The organism is Paenibacillus kribbensis (assembly GCF_001705305.1).
Taxonomy (GTDB): domain Bacteria; phylum Bacillota; class Bacilli; order Paenibacillales; family Paenibacillaceae; genus Paenibacillus; species Paenibacillus kribbensis_B.
In genome coordinates, this window is sequence record NZ_MCBP01000004.1 from 136,209 (window position 1) to 154,747 (window position 18,539).

At 45.2% G+C, this 18,539-nt stretch carries 16 protein-coding genes; 9 read left to right on the forward strand and 7 right to left on the reverse strand.

Annotation, left to right across the window (positions count from 1 at the left end):
* Window positions 1-168: 168 nt before the first annotated feature.
* Window positions 169-1,437: a DNA polymerase IV gene (locus BAZ21_RS09220; protein ID WP_068499241.1), complete on the reverse strand. Its 1,269-nt coding sequence runs from the start codon at window positions 1,435-1,437 to the stop codon at window positions 169-171.
* Between the two features lie 217 nt (window positions 1,438-1,654).
* On the opposite strand from BAZ21_RS09220, the gene BAZ21_RS09225 reads away from it, so the two are divergent.
* Window positions 1,655-4,180: a transglycosylase domain-containing protein gene (locus BAZ21_RS09225; RefSeq protein ID WP_068499242.1), complete on the forward strand. Its 2,526-nt coding sequence runs from the start codon at window positions 1,655-1,657 to the stop codon at window positions 4,178-4,180.
* Between the two features lie 14 nt (window positions 4,181-4,194).
* On the opposite strand, the gene BAZ21_RS09230 is transcribed toward BAZ21_RS09225, so the two are convergent.
* The 4 genes from BAZ21_RS09230 to BAZ21_RS09245 form a co-directional block, all read right to left on the reverse strand.
* On the reverse strand, window positions 4,195-5,316 hold the full coding sequence (locus BAZ21_RS09230; protein ID WP_068499245.1) for a Ger(x)C family spore germination protein: 1,122 nt from the start codon (window positions 5,314-5,316) through the stop codon (window positions 4,195-4,197).
* Window positions 5,313-6,404 (reverse strand): GerAB/ArcD/ProY family transporter, encoded by a 1,092-nt coding sequence (locus BAZ21_RS09235; protein ID WP_068499247.1) that lies wholly within the window; start codon window positions 6,402-6,404, stop codon window positions 5,313-5,315. Before BAZ21_RS09235 ends, BAZ21_RS09230 begins: the two co-directional genes overlap by 4 nt.
* Window positions 6,397-7,860 carry a spore germination protein gene (locus BAZ21_RS09240; RefSeq protein ID WP_068499249.1) on the reverse strand — a complete coding sequence of 488 codons (1,464 nt, stop codon included), beginning with the start codon at window positions 7,858-7,860 and terminating at the stop codon, window positions 6,397-6,399. Before BAZ21_RS09240 ends, BAZ21_RS09235 begins: the two co-directional genes overlap by 8 nt.
* An 81-nt stretch (window positions 7,861-7,941) precedes the next feature.
* A complete protein-coding gene (locus BAZ21_RS09245; RefSeq protein ID WP_068499252.1) occupies window positions 7,942-8,355 on the reverse strand; it encodes a hypothetical protein in 414 nt (137 codons plus the stop codon).
* Window positions 8,356-8,711: 356 nt separating this feature from the next.
* Here BAZ21_RS09245 and BAZ21_RS09250 point away from each other — a divergent pair, with 356 nt between their 5' ends.
* From BAZ21_RS09250 to BAZ21_RS09260, 3 genes are all read left to right on the forward strand, one after another.
* Window positions 8,712-9,602, forward strand: a complete 891-nt coding sequence (locus BAZ21_RS09250) for a DMT family transporter (RefSeq protein ID WP_068499253.1) — start codon at window positions 8,712-8,714, stop codon at window positions 9,600-9,602.
* A gap of 464 nt (window positions 9,603-10,066) precedes the next feature.
* Window positions 10,067-10,771, forward strand: a complete 705-nt coding sequence (locus BAZ21_RS09255) for a YitT family protein (RefSeq protein ID WP_068499255.1) — start codon at window positions 10,067-10,069, stop codon at window positions 10,769-10,771.
* Window positions 10,772-11,159: 388 nt separating this feature from the next.
* Window positions 11,160-11,963 carry a lipid II flippase Amj family protein gene (locus tag BAZ21_RS09260; RefSeq protein ID WP_068499258.1) on the forward strand — a complete coding sequence of 268 codons (804 nt, stop codon included), beginning with the start codon at window positions 11,160-11,162 and terminating at the stop codon, window positions 11,961-11,963.
* An 88-nt stretch (window positions 11,964-12,051) separates the two neighbouring features.
* On the opposite strand, the gene msrA is transcribed toward BAZ21_RS09260, so the two are convergent.
* Window positions 12,052-13,026 carry a peptide-methionine (S)-S-oxide reductase MsrA gene (gene msrA, locus BAZ21_RS09265; protein WP_068499260.1) on the reverse strand — a complete coding sequence of 325 codons (975 nt, stop codon included), beginning with the start codon at window positions 13,024-13,026 and terminating at the stop codon, window positions 12,052-12,054.
* A gap of 180 nt (window positions 13,027-13,206) precedes the next feature.
* On the reverse strand, window positions 13,207-13,824 hold the full coding sequence (locus BAZ21_RS09270) for a TVP38/TMEM64 family protein (RefSeq protein ID WP_068499262.1): 618 nt from the start codon (window positions 13,822-13,824) through the stop codon (window positions 13,207-13,209).
* Window positions 13,825-14,173: 349 nt separating this feature from the next.
* Between BAZ21_RS09270 and BAZ21_RS09275 the strand changes: the two genes are divergently transcribed.
* From BAZ21_RS09275 to BAZ21_RS09295, 5 genes are all read left to right on the forward strand, one after another.
* Window positions 14,174-14,863 (forward strand): TerC family protein, encoded by a 690-nt coding sequence (locus tag BAZ21_RS09275; RefSeq protein WP_068499264.1) that lies wholly within the window; start codon window positions 14,174-14,176, stop codon window positions 14,861-14,863.
* Between the two features lie 161 nt (window positions 14,864-15,024).
* Window positions 15,025-15,969, forward strand: coding sequence for a Gfo/Idh/MocA family protein (locus tag BAZ21_RS09280; RefSeq protein ID WP_068499266.1), 945 nt, complete (start codon window positions 15,025-15,027; stop codon window positions 15,967-15,969).
* Window positions 15,970-16,047: 78 nt separating this feature from the next.
* Window positions 16,048-16,368, forward strand: a complete 321-nt coding sequence (locus tag BAZ21_RS09285; RefSeq protein WP_068499269.1) for a hypothetical protein — start codon at window positions 16,048-16,050, stop codon at window positions 16,366-16,368.
* A 91-nt stretch (window positions 16,369-16,459) separates the two neighbouring features.
* Entirely contained in the window at window positions 16,460-16,741 is a 282-nt protein-coding gene (locus BAZ21_RS09290) for a hypothetical protein (protein ID WP_068499933.1), read from the forward strand.
* A 282-nt stretch (window positions 16,742-17,023) separates the two neighbouring features.
* Complete coding sequence (locus tag BAZ21_RS09295; RefSeq protein ID WP_068499271.1) at window positions 17,024-18,508, forward strand: alpha-N-arabinofuranosidase; 1,485 nt, start codon at window positions 17,024-17,026, stop codon at window positions 18,506-18,508.
* Window positions 18,509-18,539: the final 31 nt, after the last annotated feature.

The window sequence follows — 18,539 nt, forward strand, 5'->3', positions numbered from 1 at the left end:
ATTGGCAGGGTTACTCTAAGCATTCCATATGCTCTGTATGAAGCACAAATGGAAAAAGGATTGCCTCATGTCAGGCGATCCTTTTTTACTTGGTTTCTTTATTCGTGATCTGCTCTTTGTCCTTGTATTTCATTCCCCGGGCAATTGTCTCTACTTATCGTGAATTGTTTATTTGTAATGGCCGCCAATTTTAACAGACCGCTCGCTGGCCTGCCCGGCATTTGTTAACGACGATGCGCGCATGATAATTGCCTGACCGTACCGGTCCTTTAAAGTGTCCGTTACCTTTTCCAGAGCTCGGGATCGTTCCAGATCTTCAAAAAGGTCCAACTGATACAGTTGATCATCCACCAAGCCACTTAGAGTGATGCCTGCGCGCTTCACCGGCATACGGTTCCAAAAGGTATAGAAGATTCTTTTTACGGTTTCGTACACCTTTTGCGTATGGTTTGTAGGATCGGGCAGCTTTATCTGCCGGGAGAATCCGGTCGGTGCATCGTACGGACTGCACATACAATGAACGGTCACAACTGAGCCCATATATCCTTTACGACGCGAGTCTCGGCATACCTCCTCCGTCAGCTCAAGCAGGATGGTTTCCACCTCTGCAGGCTGGATATAATCCCGGGGGAGGGTCATCATATGCCCGATAGATTTGGGAGGCGCGTCAAATGTTTCCGGCTTCACGGGACTGTGATCTATTCCATTAGCGGTTCGCCAAAGTACCTCTGCCTGAATATTTGACTGCTTGCCGAAATGAGACAGGAACTTGCTCTGAAGCCGGGGCAGGGGAGTTTGTGCAATATCTCCAATGGTGTGCAGCCCAAGCTTCGCCAAATGCCGTTCCATACGCGAGCCGATACCGAACATATGACGCACTGGCTGAGGCCACAGCAGTGCTGCAATATCGGATGCAGGCAACAAGAAAATGCCGCTGTCATTTTTTTTAGCCCATATATCTAGACAGGCCTTGGCTAGCATTTTATTGGAGCTGATGCCGATGCGGACCCACACTCCTGTTTGTGCCAATACTTTTTGCTGAATTTCATTTGCAATACTTATTGGATCTCCGAAGAGGGAGAGACTTCCACTCATATCCAAGAATTGTTCATCAATACTGAAGACCTCAACTAAATCCGTATATTCATTATAGATTTCTGTTATTTTTAATGAAACGTCGATATAATGCTGCATACGCGGGCGTACAATGATAAGGTCAGGACATTTTTTCATCGCTTCTCCCAGACGTTCTGCAGTAGATATACCGTATTTTTTGGCCAGCGGACACGCAGCTAAAATAATACCTGAACGAAGTGAGGGATCACCGGCAACAACGAGCGGTTTGTTTTGGTATTTAGGATCATCCGCCTTCTCAATACTGGTATAAAAACTTTGGCAGTCCGCTAAAAATATAGTTCTTTTGTTGCGCTTCTTCAATAATTACAACCTCCTTTCCAGATATGTGCCCATTACTTTTCCAAAATATTCTTGAATATAAACTCATATAGTAGTATTATATACAGAACAAGTGTTCCTAATACAAATGTATTTTTTGGAACGTTGCAGTTTACGGGAAACCTAACATGGCGTATCATATTATCTTGAACAAAAACAAGTGGAAATGAATGAATATTGAGGGGAGAAAATCATTTTTATGGACCCAAAACGTCGACCATCATCTCAAAAACGCAGCAGGTGGCGTATTTTCGGTAAAGTTTTGCTGATTAATATCAAGTGGTTCTCGCTTGCAGGCTTGTTGGGAGTGCTATTTGCCGGAGGGCTTATATCTGGTTATGTGGCAGCGCTGGTTCATGATGAACCTGTACGATCACGTCAGTTGATATATGAGAAGGTAGATGAAAATGCTCTGACCAGCTTTGTATATTTTAATGATCAGGTTACTCCGGTTGGACGAATGCGCATGGAAGAGGATCGACAGCTCGTTGACCTGAAGGATGTTCCTCAGTCTATTATAGATGCTCTTATTTCAACGGAAGACAGTCAGTTTTATGAGCATCGTGGCGTTGATTTAAAAGGAACGGCTCGGGCTGTCAAACAGAAGCTTCTGAACGAGAACCGCCAAACGGGCGGTAGCACACTGACGCAGCAGGTAGCCCGGCGGGTTTTCCTCAGCCTCGACAAGACAGACAGCCGTAAGGTGAAGGAAATGCTGCTTGCATTGCGTATGGAGCGTTTTATGAGCAAGGATAAAATATTAACGGCCTACTTAAACAAAATGCCTTTTGGCAACGGTTCAGCTGGTTATAATTTGTATGGAATCAAGTCCGCTTCATTAGGAATTTTTAATGTAAGTGATCTACATAAGCTTCATATTGCTCAAGCGGCTTATTTGGCAGGTCTGCCACAATTGCCGTCTGTTTATTCTGCTTTTGATGGAAAAGGGAAGTTCGATGAAGAAGGCTTCGACAAAGCAATGGAGCGCCAACGTGTAGTACTGGCAAGAATGCTGGCAACAGGTAAACTCACACCAACAGAATATAATGAAGCGCTCCAATTTGATGTTAAGGCCACTCTTGCGCCACATCGTGAAAAAAGTTATAACACATTCCCTTATTTGATGCTGGAGACAGAGCGTGAGGCCGCTCAGCTCTTAGCGCTCCAGCAAAATCCGGATCTTACGGCCGCCGAGATTTCCAAGCCCGAGCATGCTGAGCTTCTTCAAAACACACGAGAAGAGTTGCAACGGTCTGGCTATCGAATTTATACAACGATAAATAAGAAAATTTATAATGATATGCGGCAGATTGCAGCCAATCCGCAAAACTTTTCTCCATACAGCAAGCAGAAGGGATTAGAGCAGATTGCAGCAATCATGATTGATCATAAAACGGGAGCTATACTGGGTATGATCGAGGGCAGGGATTTTAATACAGAGCAGATGAACTATGCAACTCAAATGACACGTCAGCCCGGTTCTGCCATAAAGCCGATTGCTGCTTATTTGCCCGCTTTGGAAAAGGGCTACACTCAGCCTGCTGGTCTTATTGATGATTCGCAAATTATATTGAAAGACGGACGTAAAGGCTATCATATTCCTAAAAATTATAACAGAAGATACGAAGGGCTTATGACAGCCCGTGAAGCGCTCAATCGGTCAATCAACATTCCTGCCCTGAGGCTGTTTTTATATGAAGTTAAAATTCATAATGCTTGGAATTTTGTTCGTTCTCTTGGAATTACGACGATACAGCCGCAGGATGAATATGCCCAGACAGGTGTACTGGGTGGACTAAGTAAAGGCGTATCCGTTGAGGAGTTGACTGCAGCATATGGAACGATTCCTAATATGGGGGTATACAATGCACCTCATCTGATCAGCAAAATTACGGATGCCAATGGCAAGATTGTATATGAATATAAACCACAGTCGAAGCGGGTATATTCGCAGCAAACCGCATTTTTGATGACGGATATGCTCAGAACCGTTATATCTGACCCGAGGGGAACCGGGAAACGACTGCAAAAGGCTTTTAGAAGCTACGGCACCATTGATATTGCCGGTAAAACCGGTACGACACAAAACTTTGGTGATGTGTGGTTCATGGGCTACACCCCTGATGTTACGCTTGGCGTCTGGGCTGGTTATCGTCAACAGGTGAATACACTATCACAAGCAGGGCATACCAGAGCACAGTCGGTGTGGGCGCTAATCATGAATGAGGCGATCAAGGCTCAGCCCCAGCTTTTCAAGAATAAGCATTTTATACAGCCAGAAGGTGTTGTGAAAGTTACGGTCTCTAGTCTTACAGGTAAACTTCCGGGACGTTATTCCCGCCAATCCGGTCAACTCGTGACCGACTGGTTTAATCAAAAATATGTGCCGACTGAAGTCGGGAGGGAACAGCTTCCCCGTTCTTCCAAACCATCGGTATCGACCAAACCAGATATAAAGGAAACAGAGGTTCCAGAGAAAGAAGAACCTGCAACAGACCAAGAGAAAGTCCCATCAGAGGAGACGACTCCTTCTGTTCCTGACACAGACACTGGGATAAGTATGCCTGATGAGAACAATGATTTGCCATCAGTAGATACTTCGCAGCCAGCTGTTGAAAATGAGCAGGAGACTCCTTCTGAAGCAGAGAGCCAGAATGAGGCTCCAAAAACGAAGCCCGAAGAGGTTATTTATCCTGAAACAACACCTGATCAACCCAAAAACTAACAACGTGGGAAGATCTAGTTTAAAATGCCGTTCCCGACAATGTCGACAGTGACCTGTGTATGAAAACGGACATTAGGGTAATCTTTATTCCAATCCATAATTTTCCATACGGCTGGATGGTGGGCAATCAACTGTCTGCCTATGCCAAAGGCATCACATCCGCTTTCTTGAAGTGTACGAATAATTTTTTCCGCATCCTGGGTCATGATCTCGGAAAGCTGATCATTCAGACGCTGTACATTAGCCTTATCTTGAAGATGGTCTCGTGCATATTCAACAACATTGACAGGCAGTTTCAAGTTGAGATTCACATCAATTTGGCCATCTCGCTGAACCTTCACTGCAAGGTGACGTTTGACGCTCTGCGTAATGGCCTGATACGTAATAAAGTTTTGCACATCACTGGCAGGCCCTGGATGTACCTTTTTTACGAAGGTAGCTGTCTTTTTCCATTTTCCAGTCATCAGGACGTATAAAGGACCTTGCTTGGTGCTTAGGTTTCCTGTGAACTTTTGTCCGTGAAATAAGGCAATTCCACGCGCTATAATATCTTCTCCTTCTTTGGCAAGATAGGGAAGTGCGAAATCTTGACCCGGATCAAGCATTGGGGGAAGCAATGTCTCCAACGTCATTTCAGGGAAAACACACATGTTTTCGAGGCTTCTGATTTTTTTGGTTATAAATTCACCAATTAAAAGGCTGCTTATGCTTTGTTGTTCTAGGATATCTCCAGCCAGTCCGTCTACAATAGCAATCTTGACATGGGAAGTTGGATAGTCAGGCTCCCGGTACAGCACATCCAGAAAAGAGTATAAATCTTTTCGGGCCACGCTTTCACCATACAAGATAATTCCATATTTGAAAAAGCGGATATCCCCGGTTACTTTGGCCCGGATTTTGTCTGTACTCTGCCGGACGGAATTTCCGGTGCTTGAATGAATTTCATTGGTGCTTTTGCCTTGATTGCCTTGAGAGTCATCTACAATTTCCAGCGTTTGCTTCAGCATACCTTCAGGAGTGAGATCATAAGCCGATGCATTTGCCAATCTGGCATCCCTCAAGCTGTCCTGATCCCAACAGCCCGTTGTAAAAATGAGTAGAGCCAGCATTCCAAGCGCTCTGCTCCTTTTTTTCATGTTTCGGCTTCCTCCTTTTTTTTGAAAACATAAGATAGGATCAACAGCAGAAAAGGGAGCACAATCAGGAAAATATAAGCGGAACTATTCGCTAGGGAACCAATGAGCTCGAAATCTTCTCTTCGTTGGGGCAAATAAGCAATTATGCATGAGGCGAGCACAACAAAGGGAACTGCTTTTTTGTGACTTTTTTGCTTGAGTAGGTAGCTTATTCCGTAAGACGCAGCATAATAGTAGGCGCTTATGGCACCAAAGATCGAAATGAGCCAAATCGGCAGGAAAATAAAGTCGACCCGATCCATCGTTCCCAGCGGAATAGACCTGAGCAAATAAATGATCGGCTCGGGCATTAAATCAAGCTGCTGGGGGCTAAATGCAGTTTGACAGGTGAATACCGTAAAACAATACAACAAGACCACGGTCACGTTAGCTGCCAGAATTGTCTTGAGCTTACCCACACTCTTGCCCTCTATCATAGGGAAGACGACGAGAATAAACTCAAAACCAAACATCGCCATCAGTGTTTCTTTTGAACCGACAATAATACGGGGCCATCCCGCCTCAGTTAGTGGCAACAAATAAAGTGGGTTGGATTGCTTTATGCCATAGCTGATTAATAGTATCATTGGCAAAATCAGAAATGAGATTAACACAAGCACCCGTGTAATTGTTCTCAAATTTTCCCGAACCAGATAGATGCTACTGAACAAAAACAGTGCCAGTATAGCCCAACGGGGAGTAAACTGCAGCATCCAGCGGTTAATAACGTCATAAGCATTCACAAGAACCGAGGTCCCCATAAGCAGATAGAAAGCAATGTAAGTGGCGGTCAGTATTTTGCCAATCCAGGATCCGGTAAGCTGGGTTAATATTTGATATATAGAGGAAGAGGGGAATCGTCTTAGCAAGAGCCAGCACAGCAAAATGATAAGCTGGGTCAGAAAGCCGCCAATAAGGACAGATATCAAGCCCCCTCCTTTGGAGGAAAGGTGCATTTGATAGGGAAGTGATAAAATGTCTACGCCAATCTCAAACTTGATGATCAAAAAAAACAGTTGATTCCGTGTAATAGTACTTTCTTTATTCACGTCGTTTCCAGCTCCTAGAGTCGTTCTGTTGCTTCAATTTTTGGGCTTTAGAACCATGGGGCCGCTGATGGAGTGTCCATATGGGAAAACGGATAAAAACATCCTTCATATCGCCAAGCCGAAAAGGTGCAAGAGGAGCAAAATAGGGCGTACCAAAAGTCTCCAGCTTGCAAAGGTGGATGGTGAGAATAAGCAAACCAAAAGCAATGCCGATATATCCGAACAAGGCCGCAGCAATCATCATTGGAAAACGGAGAATACGGACAGCCGAGCTCATATCATGAGAGGGTACTAAAAAAGAAGAAATGGCTGTTAACGAGACGACGATAATCATCGTATATGACACGAGACCTGCCCGAACGATAGCATCCCCGATGACCAAACCGCCAACGATACCAATCGTTTGACCGACCCGACTAGGGAGGCGGACCCCGGCTTCCCGCAGCACCTCAAAGATCAATTCAAGCAGCATGGCCTCGACAATAGCTGGAAAGGGGATATTCGCCAGTGATTTTTTGATGGTGTGTGCCAGTTCTAATGGCAAAATAGCAGAATGAAAAGCTATCGTTGCAATGTAAACGGCAGGTAGCGTAAAAGCGATCAGAAAGCTCACCATTCGAATCATTCTTAGAAATGAACTGATAATCCAACGGCCATGATAATCATCAGGGCTTTGGTAAAATGCAAAAAAAGAAACGGGAGCAATTAAAGCGGTAGGGCTACCTTCAGCCAAAATCGCTATCCGTCCCTCCATTAGATTAGCAGTTACCCGGTCCGGCCGTTCCGTGCTGAGCTGCTGAGGAAACAGGGAAAAAGGATTGTCCTCCGTAAACTCTTGAATAAAACCGGGAGGGAGGACCATATCCGAGGAAATCGCTTTAATTCTCGTCTTCACTTCCTCCACCAGCTCGGGATTAGCCAGGTCTTGAACATAGACAATAGCAATTTTAGTTCGCGTTTTAGACCCGACATAAAAATAACGTACAACCAGCGACGGGTTGACAATTTGTTTGCGAATCAGATTCAGATTGATGGATAACTGCTCAACAAATCCGTTGTGTGGTCCGCGAATAACCCCTTCATTCTCCGGTTCATCTGTACTGCGATAGTATGTTTTTTCGGTGGAAAGGATATAAAATTCTTCCGTTCCATCTATCATAAAAATGCAATAGCCCTGAATAAGCGAATCAGCAGCATTGTGGAGGTTCGTATCCTTTTGGCTGCTCAGGGTGGTGAACATTTGATGAGAGTTTGTATCGGTTTGCTCATATAAAGAAGTCAGGATATGTGTCTGAATCATCTCCTGATCTACGAGCGAATCAATATAAAGAAGCATACTATCTTTACCGTTAACAGAAATTTCCTGTTTTTGTAAATCATCCGTATAAGAAAGTGCTTGCTCAATAAAGGAAACATTTCTGCTTAATTCAAAGAAAGCTGCGTCATGCCTGGTCAAGAGAGCATCTCCTTTTTGGATGAGATACGTATAATGTGCGCCAAATGGATTGGATTTATCCATGATCTGGAGGCTTATCCATTACAAAGGGACATCATCTTGAGTAAGATCAATTCCCAGATAATGTCCCAGTTTCTGTCTGACTTCACTGCGGGCAAAGGACGAAAGCATGAAAAACCGCCTTTGATAGCCACGACATATATATAAAACCTCTACCCCTTCATGATTCCGGATTTCACTGTATATTTTAATCCCTTGCTTTTTCATCTGGGCTTTTGTCTCTGCTAATTGAACAGCTGCGCGCTGCTGTACTTCAGTCAGGCTGCGAACGTACAGATCGGGCATTTTTAAAGGAGAGGCATTCAGAATACGTATGTCCCGCTCTAATACGTCCAACACAAGGGTCAACAGTACACAAGCCTTGATCAACCCTGAATCTTTTTCGGAAGGCCGGGGGGCTTTACTCTTGTTGTCCAGCAGCTTTTTGTTTGTCATAAAAAATCTCCTTTACTCGGAGTAAGGATACAATATATAATTAGTGTATAGAACAAGTGTTCTCTTTATACCTCATCATAGGTATTTTCCTATTACCTAAGCAATCATCAATTATTGGAAATGTGCAGGAGAGCCGATGGGATTGTTTATACGTTGATTTAAAGCATCATTCGGACAGGTCGTGGAGCAAAGTATTTTTAATTGGATCATGATGACAGTGAAACAGAGGGTATGTTAAGCTATTGGACAAAATAACTACATACTAGGAGAAAGCGTTACTGAAAAGGAAGAGTGTTACGGCTTGTGGTCAGTCGCTACTACTTAGCATAAGAAGGTAGAGAAAGAGGGTATACATATTGTCACGTTCGTTGTATGCGGCGTTATTGCTATTAAGTCTTATTTGGGGTGGTTCGTTTTTGTTTATTAAGGTGTTGTTGCTGCATCAAGTAGGCCCGTGGACCATTGTATTTCTCCGTTCCAGCTTCGGATTTGTTTTTATTGTCTTGTTGATGCTGTTTATGCGCATACCGTTTAAAATCAAAAGTATTCCGTGGAAGTCCGTTATTCTGGTAGCTTTGGTCAACATGGTTTTACCATGGACCTTGATCGGTTTTAGCGAGACCAGAATAGCCAGCAGCATGGCCTCGGTATTGAATGCTACAACGCCCATTTGGACCATGCTGGTGGGGCTTGCCTTTTTCGGAGCTGTGTTTCATCGGCTGCAGTGGTTGGGAATGTGCCTCGCTTTTATAGGGATTATTATTTTACTGGGTATTAATCCTGCATCCATTATTTCTGTGGATCCTGTAGGTTTTGGATGTATGCTGCTTGCAACTCTCTGCTACGGATTTGGAACACAGCTATCCAGACGTGTTCTCTCCAATCTGTCCACGTACCATGCTACCTTTGCGACACTGTTGGGTGCGGCAGCTGGGGGTGGCATCATGATGGCAATTATAGAGAAACCTGATTTGTCGATTGTTTTTGTTCCCGGTGTGTTTGGTTCCCTCGTAGGACTGGGAGTTTTGGGGTCAGGAGTAGCGTATATTTTGTTCAATTATATGATTTTGCGGGGAAGTGCGGAATTTGCTTCTTCGGTGACTTATTTTGTGCCGGTGAGCGCTATTGTATGGGGATCTTTGCTTTTGAATGAGCATATTGGCTGGAACGTTCTGGCCGGGCTGGCTCTTATCCTGGGAGGTGTGTATATGGCCAATCAGAGCAGAACAGTAAAATTAGCCGGATAATATCGTTGTAAACAGATAAAACGATGTCGGGAGTGATATTATACGGCATTCGCCAAACCTTTGGTATAATGCGGTAATTCGCACATACAATAAAGCATGCTCGCACATAAAATAAAAAATATGGTGCAGCTATAAAAAGCAAGCTGTTTAGTAAGTGGTAGGGTGTGGTATAATGAATATAGAATTACATGTACCACAGAAATGTCGGAGTTTTATTCCACAAAAGAAAGGATCAGGATACCATGTGTCCCCGAAGGATACTTCCCCAAAGGACGATTTGGAAACGATTTGATCTGTCTTATACTTAGCTTTTCCGCGGAGTAACGTCAAGTTGCGAAAGCCAACTCTGCGGAAGAGGGGATTGTACATGCGAAGGACCAAGTCCTCAAGGCACATTTTACCCGGAAGCTTCCGTAAGAGTGGGCTCATCCACATCAAACTTACGAGAAACCGAGGGAGCCTGTATGAGGAAAACTTACGAATCTATCGTGAACAATGGAGCACTAAGGCAGATTGTTGTCATGCTGCTCGGAACATGCATTTTAGCTTTTACGTACTATCACATTAATGCTCAAAATCATTTGTCAGAAGGCGGATTTGCGGGGCTGGCCCTGCTGGGACATTACGCCTTTGGCATATCTCCGGCGTGGAGTATGCTGTTGCTGGATATTCCTGTCATCATTCTGGCATGGGTGTTGAAGGGCAGAAGATTCATGCTGCTGGCATTGATCGGAGCGGTCGGCTTTTCCCTGTTTTATGCAGGATTTGAAAAATATTCGACGCTGGTTATAAATCTGCATGGCAACTTGCTAATAGCGGCTTTGCTTTGTGGAGTACTTACTGGGTTGGGAGCCGGAATCGTACTGCGATTCGGTGGAGCAACCGGGGGCGATGACATTTTGTCCCTGCTAATCAGTGAGTGGCGTGGATGGAAAATCGGCAATGTGTTTATTGTCAGTGACATTATCGTATTAGGATTATCACTATTGTATCTACCTGTGAAGGAAACAATGTTTACAATACTGGCTGTGTGGCTTGCCGGAAAAATCATTACATGGACGACAACGTTCCAATTGCGCCGACCTGAGAAAAAGGTGCTGCCTGCGGCTGTTCCAGCCCAAAAGGTAGTCGCCAAAACAGTGCCGGTCGTCCACAGCCTTCGTCAATAAGGAAAGGGTGTTACGTCAGGAGGAGAAATCTTCTTACGTAACACCCTTTCGCTGTATCTAAGTTCTTGATCGTTCCATTCCTCGGCTTGAGATATTGCACTCGTGCAATGGAGCGTCCTTCTTCATAGCCGTTACGAAGCAAGCGTTAGCAATATCAATAGCATCTTCGCGAACTCGTGGTTCCAGATTTTTTCATGGAAGGGGGGGAATCATGTTTGTTCCAAGGCATAGTCGTATACTCCTTATAGCAGATGATGTACTATGTGTTACCCGCTGCTGACTTCAATAAACAAAAAAAGAAATGAAAATATTGTAAAATGTATTTCGGGAAAAAGCGTATAATGATGTGCAGAATGCAATGCAGAATACCAGAAAAGGAGTGGAGCTTTTGCTTGCCTGGGGTTTTGTTTTTCTACTTACCATCATCATACATACTACGGATAGCTTGTCTTACGCCCTACGGCTTGGAGGCTTGCGGGCGCGCCGTATCGGACTGGCGTTAACTGTAGCGGGGATGCTGCTGTTGATTTCACGTACCTCCAATATGGCGCAGGGGCCTTTGCTGGGAGGAATGGTTGATCAGGCCAAAGCTGCGGCACGAACGGGCGGAGCGGATGTCAGACTGGAGCTGCATATGCATGGAGTGTTATTGGCAGCAACCTTTGGAACAATGCTTGCTATATGGTTGTATCCGACGGTTGTACGTATGTCAGCCAGATGGATTGTACATTTGGAGCATACGGGGTCTATTCCGGCTTTGATGCGCCATTTCATGCTGCGAAATCGCTGGAAGTATGCGGGCTACTATATAAAGCGTCCTACCTGGTCCATGCTCACCACGCTGTTGAGTGGAGTAATACCCAAGCGCCTTATTGTTCTGAATATGACGGTTACCGCAATTTACACGACTGGGGTGGTATCCGCCTTGTACGCATCATTCCTGTGGCCCGCTCAAGGTACGGCAATGTCCATGTCGTCAGGTCTAATCAATGGCGTGGCAACGGTACTATTGACCCTGTTAATTGATCCTCGATTGGCCGTTTTGTCGGAAAAAACGTTGCGTGGAGAACTGCCTTTACATCGGATGAACAGTATGTACGGCTGGATGATCATCTCGCGTTTGGCAGGTACTTTGCTTGCACAGTTGCTACTGGTACCGCTGGCCATTTGGCTTGGATGGGTTATGGGCTGAGGCGTAATGATGTGCTGTATATCAAAAAAGGCTGGCCCAAGGTCATCCGTTAAAGATGCCTTGAGCCAGCCTGAGATGCTTTTGTGATTTACTTACTTTCAAACAATGACTTGTAGGCTCCATATCCTTCTCGCTCCAGGTCCTCTAGAGGAACAAAGCGGAGTGCGGCGGAATTGATGCAATAGCGGAGACCCTCTGGACCTGGACCATCGTCAAATACATGCCCCAAATGAGAGTCTGCTTCACGACTACGGACCTCGGTACGGATCATAAAATGGCTGAGATCGGTCTTTTCTTTGATGCTGTAGCTGCGCAAGGGGCGGGTAAAGCTGGGCCAACCGCAGCCTGCATCATATTTGTCCAGCGAGCTGAACAAAGGTTCTCCTGATACGATATCCACATAAATGCCTTCACCCTCATGATCCCAAAACTCATTTTGAAAAGGGCGTTCGGTCGCGTTTTTTTGTGTTACTTCGTATTGGATAGGGGTCAGCCGATTTTTAAGATCAGATTTATCAATCTTGTTGGACCAATTCTGCTCGATAAAATCTTCGCGGCCTGAGCCTTTGCGGTAGCGTTTGTAATGAGCGGGATTCTTCTTGTGATAGTCCTGATGATATTCTTCCGCTTCATAAAAAGTTGCCGCAGGCAGGATGGGTGTAGCAATGGGCTTGTCGAAGCGTCCACTTTGAGCTAGGGCTTCTTTAGAGGCTTCTGCTTGGATTCGCTGCTCTTCATTATGATAGAAAATAGCCGTTTGGTAGGACGAGCCTCTATCGTGGAATTGTCCTCCTTCATCTGTCGGGTCAATTTGCTGCCAGAAAAGCTCCAAGAGTTTTTCATACGGGAAAACTTGTGGATCAAATGTAATCTGTACCGCTTCCACATGTCCTGTGGTTTCAGAGCACACCTCTTCATAGGTGGGGTTTTCTGTATGTCCTCCCGTATAGCCGGATCTAACCTTTAAAATACCGGGCAATTCCTCGAAAGGGGAAACCATGCACCAGAAGCAGCCGCCTGCAAATGTTGCCTTTTCCACTGTGTTTGGATTGTTGGTGCTCATATTTGTCACTCCAATCTGAGTTTGTAAATTAGTTAATATTTAAATAGCTTACAATTAAATTATATATGACATTTTTGCAAAATCCAATGAACCATCACAAGCTGATCGGTTCCGCAACGATCTCTTCCTCAAAATGATAGTTCTACAACCCAACAGATTTGGGGTAAAAACCCCACAACGCTATGTTCTATTGGCACGTTGAAGTCTTTTTCGGTACAGTACAAAGCAGCCGCCTAGCAGCGCAGTATACAACAGCAAAATGAGCAAGCCGGTGATCGGATGTTCCGCAATGGTGCCGCCTGCATAAGCGTATACGGCAATTGCGGGCAATTTGCCAATAGCGGTCCCTAGTAGAAAGCTCCAAAACGGAAACCCCGCTACTCCGGCGTATACATTTACAGCCGCCTGCGGGATGATCGGAATCAGGCGAGCCAGCAGCACAGCGGTAAAAGGCTCCCGCTCCATGACCTGGTTCAAGCGATCTAAAGCGGGAAACCGCTCCAGATATGCCCGCCCTTTGTCGCGGAACAGGGTACGTACCGCACCATAAACGACCAGTGCAGCCAAGGTAGTGCCAAGCCAGCAGATCAAAGCGCCTTGCCAGGCACCTGCCGCATAAGCAATGGAAGCGATAATCAGCTTGTAAGGCACGAACGGAATTAACGCGAATAAAAATGCAATTAGCAGCAGAGCCGGGAAGGAGGTTTGCTTATTTGCCCAAGCAAGCCAATCATATCTGTAAATAAACGCGATGCAGAGCAGCGAAACATAAGCAGCGGCGAATAGCCATTTTTTCATTTACATACCTCTTTCATTATCTCTGTTTGGCTTATCGCTCATACAAAAAAATAAGGTTCACATTCCCAATAATGTGTGTTATACTGCCACTAACAGAATAGTTCCCAAAGGGGAGTAGCTCAACGAGTAAAGTCGTCATTACGGGATTATAAATCCCCGGCTTTATTGGCAACGTTATGTTGTAAGCGAGACCTTTGCCAGGATTTTCGGAATCCAGGTAAATGGTCTTTTTTTGATGCTAAATTTGGGTCAAGCGCCATTTCCGGATTTCCGTGAAGGGGCGCTTTTTTAGTATAAAGCGCTGAACTATGTACAGTATAACAAATAAATAAAGAAGGTGGGAGAACGTATGGATTTTTTGTCAATTGAGTTTTTTACCGCATTATTGTCCATCATTATCATTGATCTGGTGCTAGCTGGAGATAATGCGATCGTAATCGGCCTGGCAGCTCGCAATGTTGACAAGGCCAACCAAAAGAAGGTTATTATTTGGGGGACGGTCGGCGCAGTCATCATTCGTGTGATTGCTACGGTATTGGTCACGTATTTACTGCAAATTTATGGCTTGCGATTAATCGGGGGACTTGCACTCATCTATATCGCCTACAAGCTGCTAGTGGAAGAAAAGAAACACGAAATTTCAGCAACCAATCAAATGTGGGCAGCGATTCGCACCATTATTATTGCAGATACAATGATGGGACTCGACAATGTACTTGCTGTCGCGGGAGCGGCTCATGGAGATATGCTGCTCGTTATTCTTGGTCTGGCGATCTCTGTTCCAATCATGGTATGGGGAAGTACGATTATCTTGAAACTGACTGAACGTTATCCGGTCGTCATTACGATTGGAGCTGCTGTATTAGCTTATACCGCTGCCAAAATGGTGGTGGCTGAGCCGTTAATTACACATTGGTTCGCAAATGGGGTCGTTAAATATGGTTTTGAAGCTCTGATTGTGGTTCTGGTTGTAGCCATTGGACTGCGTGTTAAAAAGGCAAAATCGGAGAAAACAAAAAAACAAGCGCTTCACGCTTAAGCAAGTCTTTTTAAGTCATTGCAGCATAAGCAGAGCATTCTTACATAGAGGCTGTTCCGTTAAGTCCAACTGGACCGGAGCAGTCTCTTTTTCTTTGCTTGTCAGCAGACTTCCATGTAAACTAGACAACAGATGAATGAGTAATTAGAGGTGACAATAGTATGAACAAGCAGACAAAAACAAGAGTGGCCATTGCAGGGCTGGGAGGTATTGCTCGCAAAGTGTATTTGCCATTGCTGACTGCACACGAAGGTGTAGACATTATAGGTGTCATGAACCGTTCGCAGGAGCCGGTTAATGCTATTATGGAGCAATATAGGCTGCCAAGAGGAACGACAGATGTAAAGGAGCTGCTGGCATGGGAGCCGGAAGCTGTTTTTATACATGCCGCGACGGAAGCTCATTTTGATCTGGTTATGGCGTGTATTGAAAAAGGAATTGCGGTGTATGTAGATAAACCGTTGTCCTATGATGTTCGTCAAAGTGTGGAGATGACCGCGTTTGCGGAGGCACAAGCCGTGCTGCTGGCGGTAGGTTTTAACCGACGTTTTGCTCCGCATTATGTAGCTGCTAAAGCGTGGCTGGAGGAAGCGGGCGGTTTCAGTCAATGTGCAGCAATTAAACACCGAACGGGGTATGATCGGAGACCTGCTGAACAAACGGTCTATGATGATTTGATTCATATGCTTGATTTGCTATTGTGGCTGGGCGGCGATGATTATGAGCTGTTGCACAGTAAACTGACGACGACGAATGAAGGGTATATGGATGCTTCGTTTGGTTCCGTACGTTTGGGAAATGCTTTCGGCAGCTATAGTATGAGCAGACAGGCAGGAGCTGACATAGAGAGGCTGGAGCTGCATGGGGCAGGCCGATCTGCTGAAGTAAGCAATATGGAAGAGGCTGTTTTCACGGAAAAAAGCAAGCTGCCACTAACGCAAGCTTTCGGAAGCTGGGACACGATTTTGGAAAGACGCGGATTCAGCGGAGTAGTGAACCATTTTCTGGAGCATATTCATCGTCCGGAGGAGTGTGCTATAAGTGCTGGAAAGGTGCTGGAAAGCCATATGCTGGCAGACGAACTGATCAATCATCTGAATGGCTAGTGCCAAACTTATTAAACGAAAGACAGCAATCATGACGAATCCAGACATCAAGAAACAGGTTAAAGGAGAAATGAATAAATGGTAGAGGATAACCGTGGTAAACAGCTAGAGGAAGCCATTATCGAAAATTACAAGCAGGAAGAGGACATGATGATTCTAGTGTTTGCGCAATGGTGCATCAATCATGGGCTGGAGCCGGAAGAATTATATCGTGCAGCGTATCCGCAGCAAGATAGCAACGAGCGTCTGCTACGAGTACGCAAGCTGACTGTATCGTGTGAAGAAGCGGGCGATATTCCGCTCGATACGGTATTGGGGGTGCTATCCATGTTTGGAAATGAGGACTTGGCGATGGTCGTAGCTGAGGCGGCTGCTCAGCTTCCGCAGGAACGAAAATAAGACCAGCTTAAAAAAGGAAATGCTATAATAACGATAGTATGGAATCAACTGCATTGAATTAGGATCTTGTTATAGGGAGGGTAAACTGATGATGAGAGATGTAACGGTAACAAGCACCTGTAAGGGCTGCGAAAGAGACATCACGATATCAGAGGAACAAATTACCAGAATTCTAAATAACATGAGACCCAAAGTGGAATGTGTGAACGATGAAGTGTATGAGGCCAGACTGTTGGCCTGCTCACAGTGCGAAGACTTAATGGCTGGGCATACATGCGGCATTAGCGGAAGCATTGTCCGTGTACGTGCCTTGGCAGCCACACATAACTGTCCCAGTTACAGTGGTTCACGCTGGCAAGGAGCGTCCTCATAATACCCCCATCCCAGTCTGCCTTAATGGCAGGCTTTTTGGTTTGAATGAACCTTTTTGCTTAAGATTGACAAATAGTAGACAATAAAATATATTAAACGTGTAAAATGATTTTGTTTAATTATTAATGTTTATATTAATCAAATGCTTACTGGACTTGAAGAAAACACAAAGGTTAAGTTAGTAAAGAGTCCGGCAGAAAGAGCTACATGTTCGTTATTTTGAAAGCGTAATCATTTATGCGGATGAGGCAGGAATTTTTAATATTTTGGGGGAGGGCTTGTTGTGAAGGGTTCCATTATTGTAAATACCGATTGGGAACAAGGCGTTATTAACAAGAATATCTACGGGCAATTTGCCGAGCATCTTGGAAGATGTATTTATGAAGGCTTATGGGTTGGGCAGGAATCTCCGATTCCGAACACGGATGGAATTCGTAATGATGTGGCAGAAGCGCTTAAAAAGCTGAATATTCCTGTGCTGCGTTGGCCAGGGGGATGTTTTGCCGATGAATATCATTGGAAAGACGGTGTTGGACCGAAAGAAAACCGTAAGAGAATGGTAAATACGCATTGGGGCGGTGTGGTTGAAAATAATCATTTTGGCACACATGAGTTTTTCCAATTATGTGAGCTATTAGATGCAGAGCCTTACATTTGTGGAAATGTAGGCAGTGGCACAGTACAGGAAATGTCGGAATGGGTAGAGTACATGACCTTTGACGGGGAATCCCCCATGGCTGCATGGCGTCAGGAAAATGGTCGTGAGAAACCGTGGAAGCTCAAATATTTTGGAGTGGGGAACGAGAACTGGGGTTGTGGCGGTAACATGCGTCCGGAATATTATGCCGATCTGTATCGCCGCTATCAGACCTATGTTCGTAACTATGGCGATAACCGCATTTATCGGATTGCAGGCGGGGCGAATGTGGATGATTATCGTTGGACAGAAGTGCTGATGCGTGAAGCCGGACATCTTATGGACGGTTTGAGCCTGCACAACTACACGATCCCAGGCGGTTGGGAAGGAAAACGGCAGGCACTCGGTTTTGATGAAGCGGAATGGTTTGAGACGATGAAAAAATCATTGCACATGGACGAATTGATTACGCGCCATTCTGCCATTATGGACCAATATGATCCTGACAAGCGGGTCGGATTGATCGTCGATGAATGGGGAACCTGGTTCCTGACCGAGCCGGGTACGAATCCGGGCTTTTTGTATCAGCAAAATACAATGCGCGACGCGCTTGTAGCCGGGCTGCACCTGCACATTTTCCATAATCATCATGACCGTGTGCAGATGACGAATATTGCCCAAATGGTCAATGTTTTGCAAGCGATGGTTCTAACCGAAGGACCTGCTATGCTGTTGACGCCGACATATCATGTATTTGAAATGTTCAAGGTGCATCAGGATGCACAAGCACTCGCTACAAATACGGAAGTAGGCCGTTATGAATACGATGGCGATTCCATCCCACAAGTAAGCATGTCCGCCTCCAAGGCACAGGATGGCTATATTCATATCAGCTTGTGCAATGTCCATCCGGGCGAGTCGGCAAATTTAAATCTGGAGCTAAGAGGACTGGAAGAGGTTAAGGGGATCAGTGGAGTTGTCCTTGCCAGCGATGAAATGCAGGCACATAATACGTTTGACCAGCCGGAGCGTGTAAAAAAGGCAGCTTTTACGTCCTTCCAGCAGCAGGGTCAGCGTCTGGATGTTACATTGCCGCCAATGTCGGTAGTGATGCTGACGATTGTGCCGTAACAATCCAGGCTGTGGTATGTAAAGCAGTACT

What these genes read in the sequence shown, in the direction of transcription:
- BAZ21_RS09225 (WP_068499242.1), top strand. Translation starts at nt 1,655, where the DNA reads ATGGACCCAAAACGTCGACCATCATCTCAAAAACGCAGCAGGTGGCGT.
- BAZ21_RS09230 (WP_068499245.1), bottom strand. Translation starts at nt 5,316, where the DNA reads ATGAAAAAAAGGAGCAGAGCGCTTGGAATGCTGGCTCTACTCATTTTT.
- BAZ21_RS09245 (WP_068499252.1), bottom strand. Translation starts at nt 8,355, where the DNA reads ATGACAAACAAAAAGCTGCTGGACAACAAGAGTAAAGCCCCCCGGCCT.
- BAZ21_RS09255 (WP_068499255.1), top strand. Translation starts at nt 10,067, where the DNA reads ATGAGGAAAACTTACGAATCTATCGTGAACAATGGAGCACTAAGGCAG.
- msrA (WP_068499260.1), bottom strand. Translation starts at nt 13,026, where the DNA reads ATGAGCACCAACAATCCAAACACAGTGGAAAAGGCAACATTTGCAGGC.
- BAZ21_RS09270 (WP_068499262.1), bottom strand. Translation starts at nt 13,824, where the DNA reads ATGAAAAAATGGCTATTCGCCGCTGCTTATGTTTCGCTGCTCTGCATC.
- BAZ21_RS09275 (WP_068499264.1), top strand. Translation starts at nt 14,174, where the DNA reads ATGGATTTTTTGTCAATTGAGTTTTTTACCGCATTATTGTCCATCATT.
- BAZ21_RS09280 (WP_068499266.1), top strand. Translation starts at nt 15,025, where the DNA reads ATGAACAAGCAGACAAAAACAAGAGTGGCCATTGCAGGGCTGGGAGGT.
- BAZ21_RS09285 (WP_068499269.1), top strand. Translation starts at nt 16,048, where the DNA reads ATGGTAGAGGATAACCGTGGTAAACAGCTAGAGGAAGCCATTATCGAA.
- BAZ21_RS09290 (WP_068499933.1), top strand. Translation starts at nt 16,460, where the DNA reads ATGAGAGATGTAACGGTAACAAGCACCTGTAAGGGCTGCGAAAGAGAC.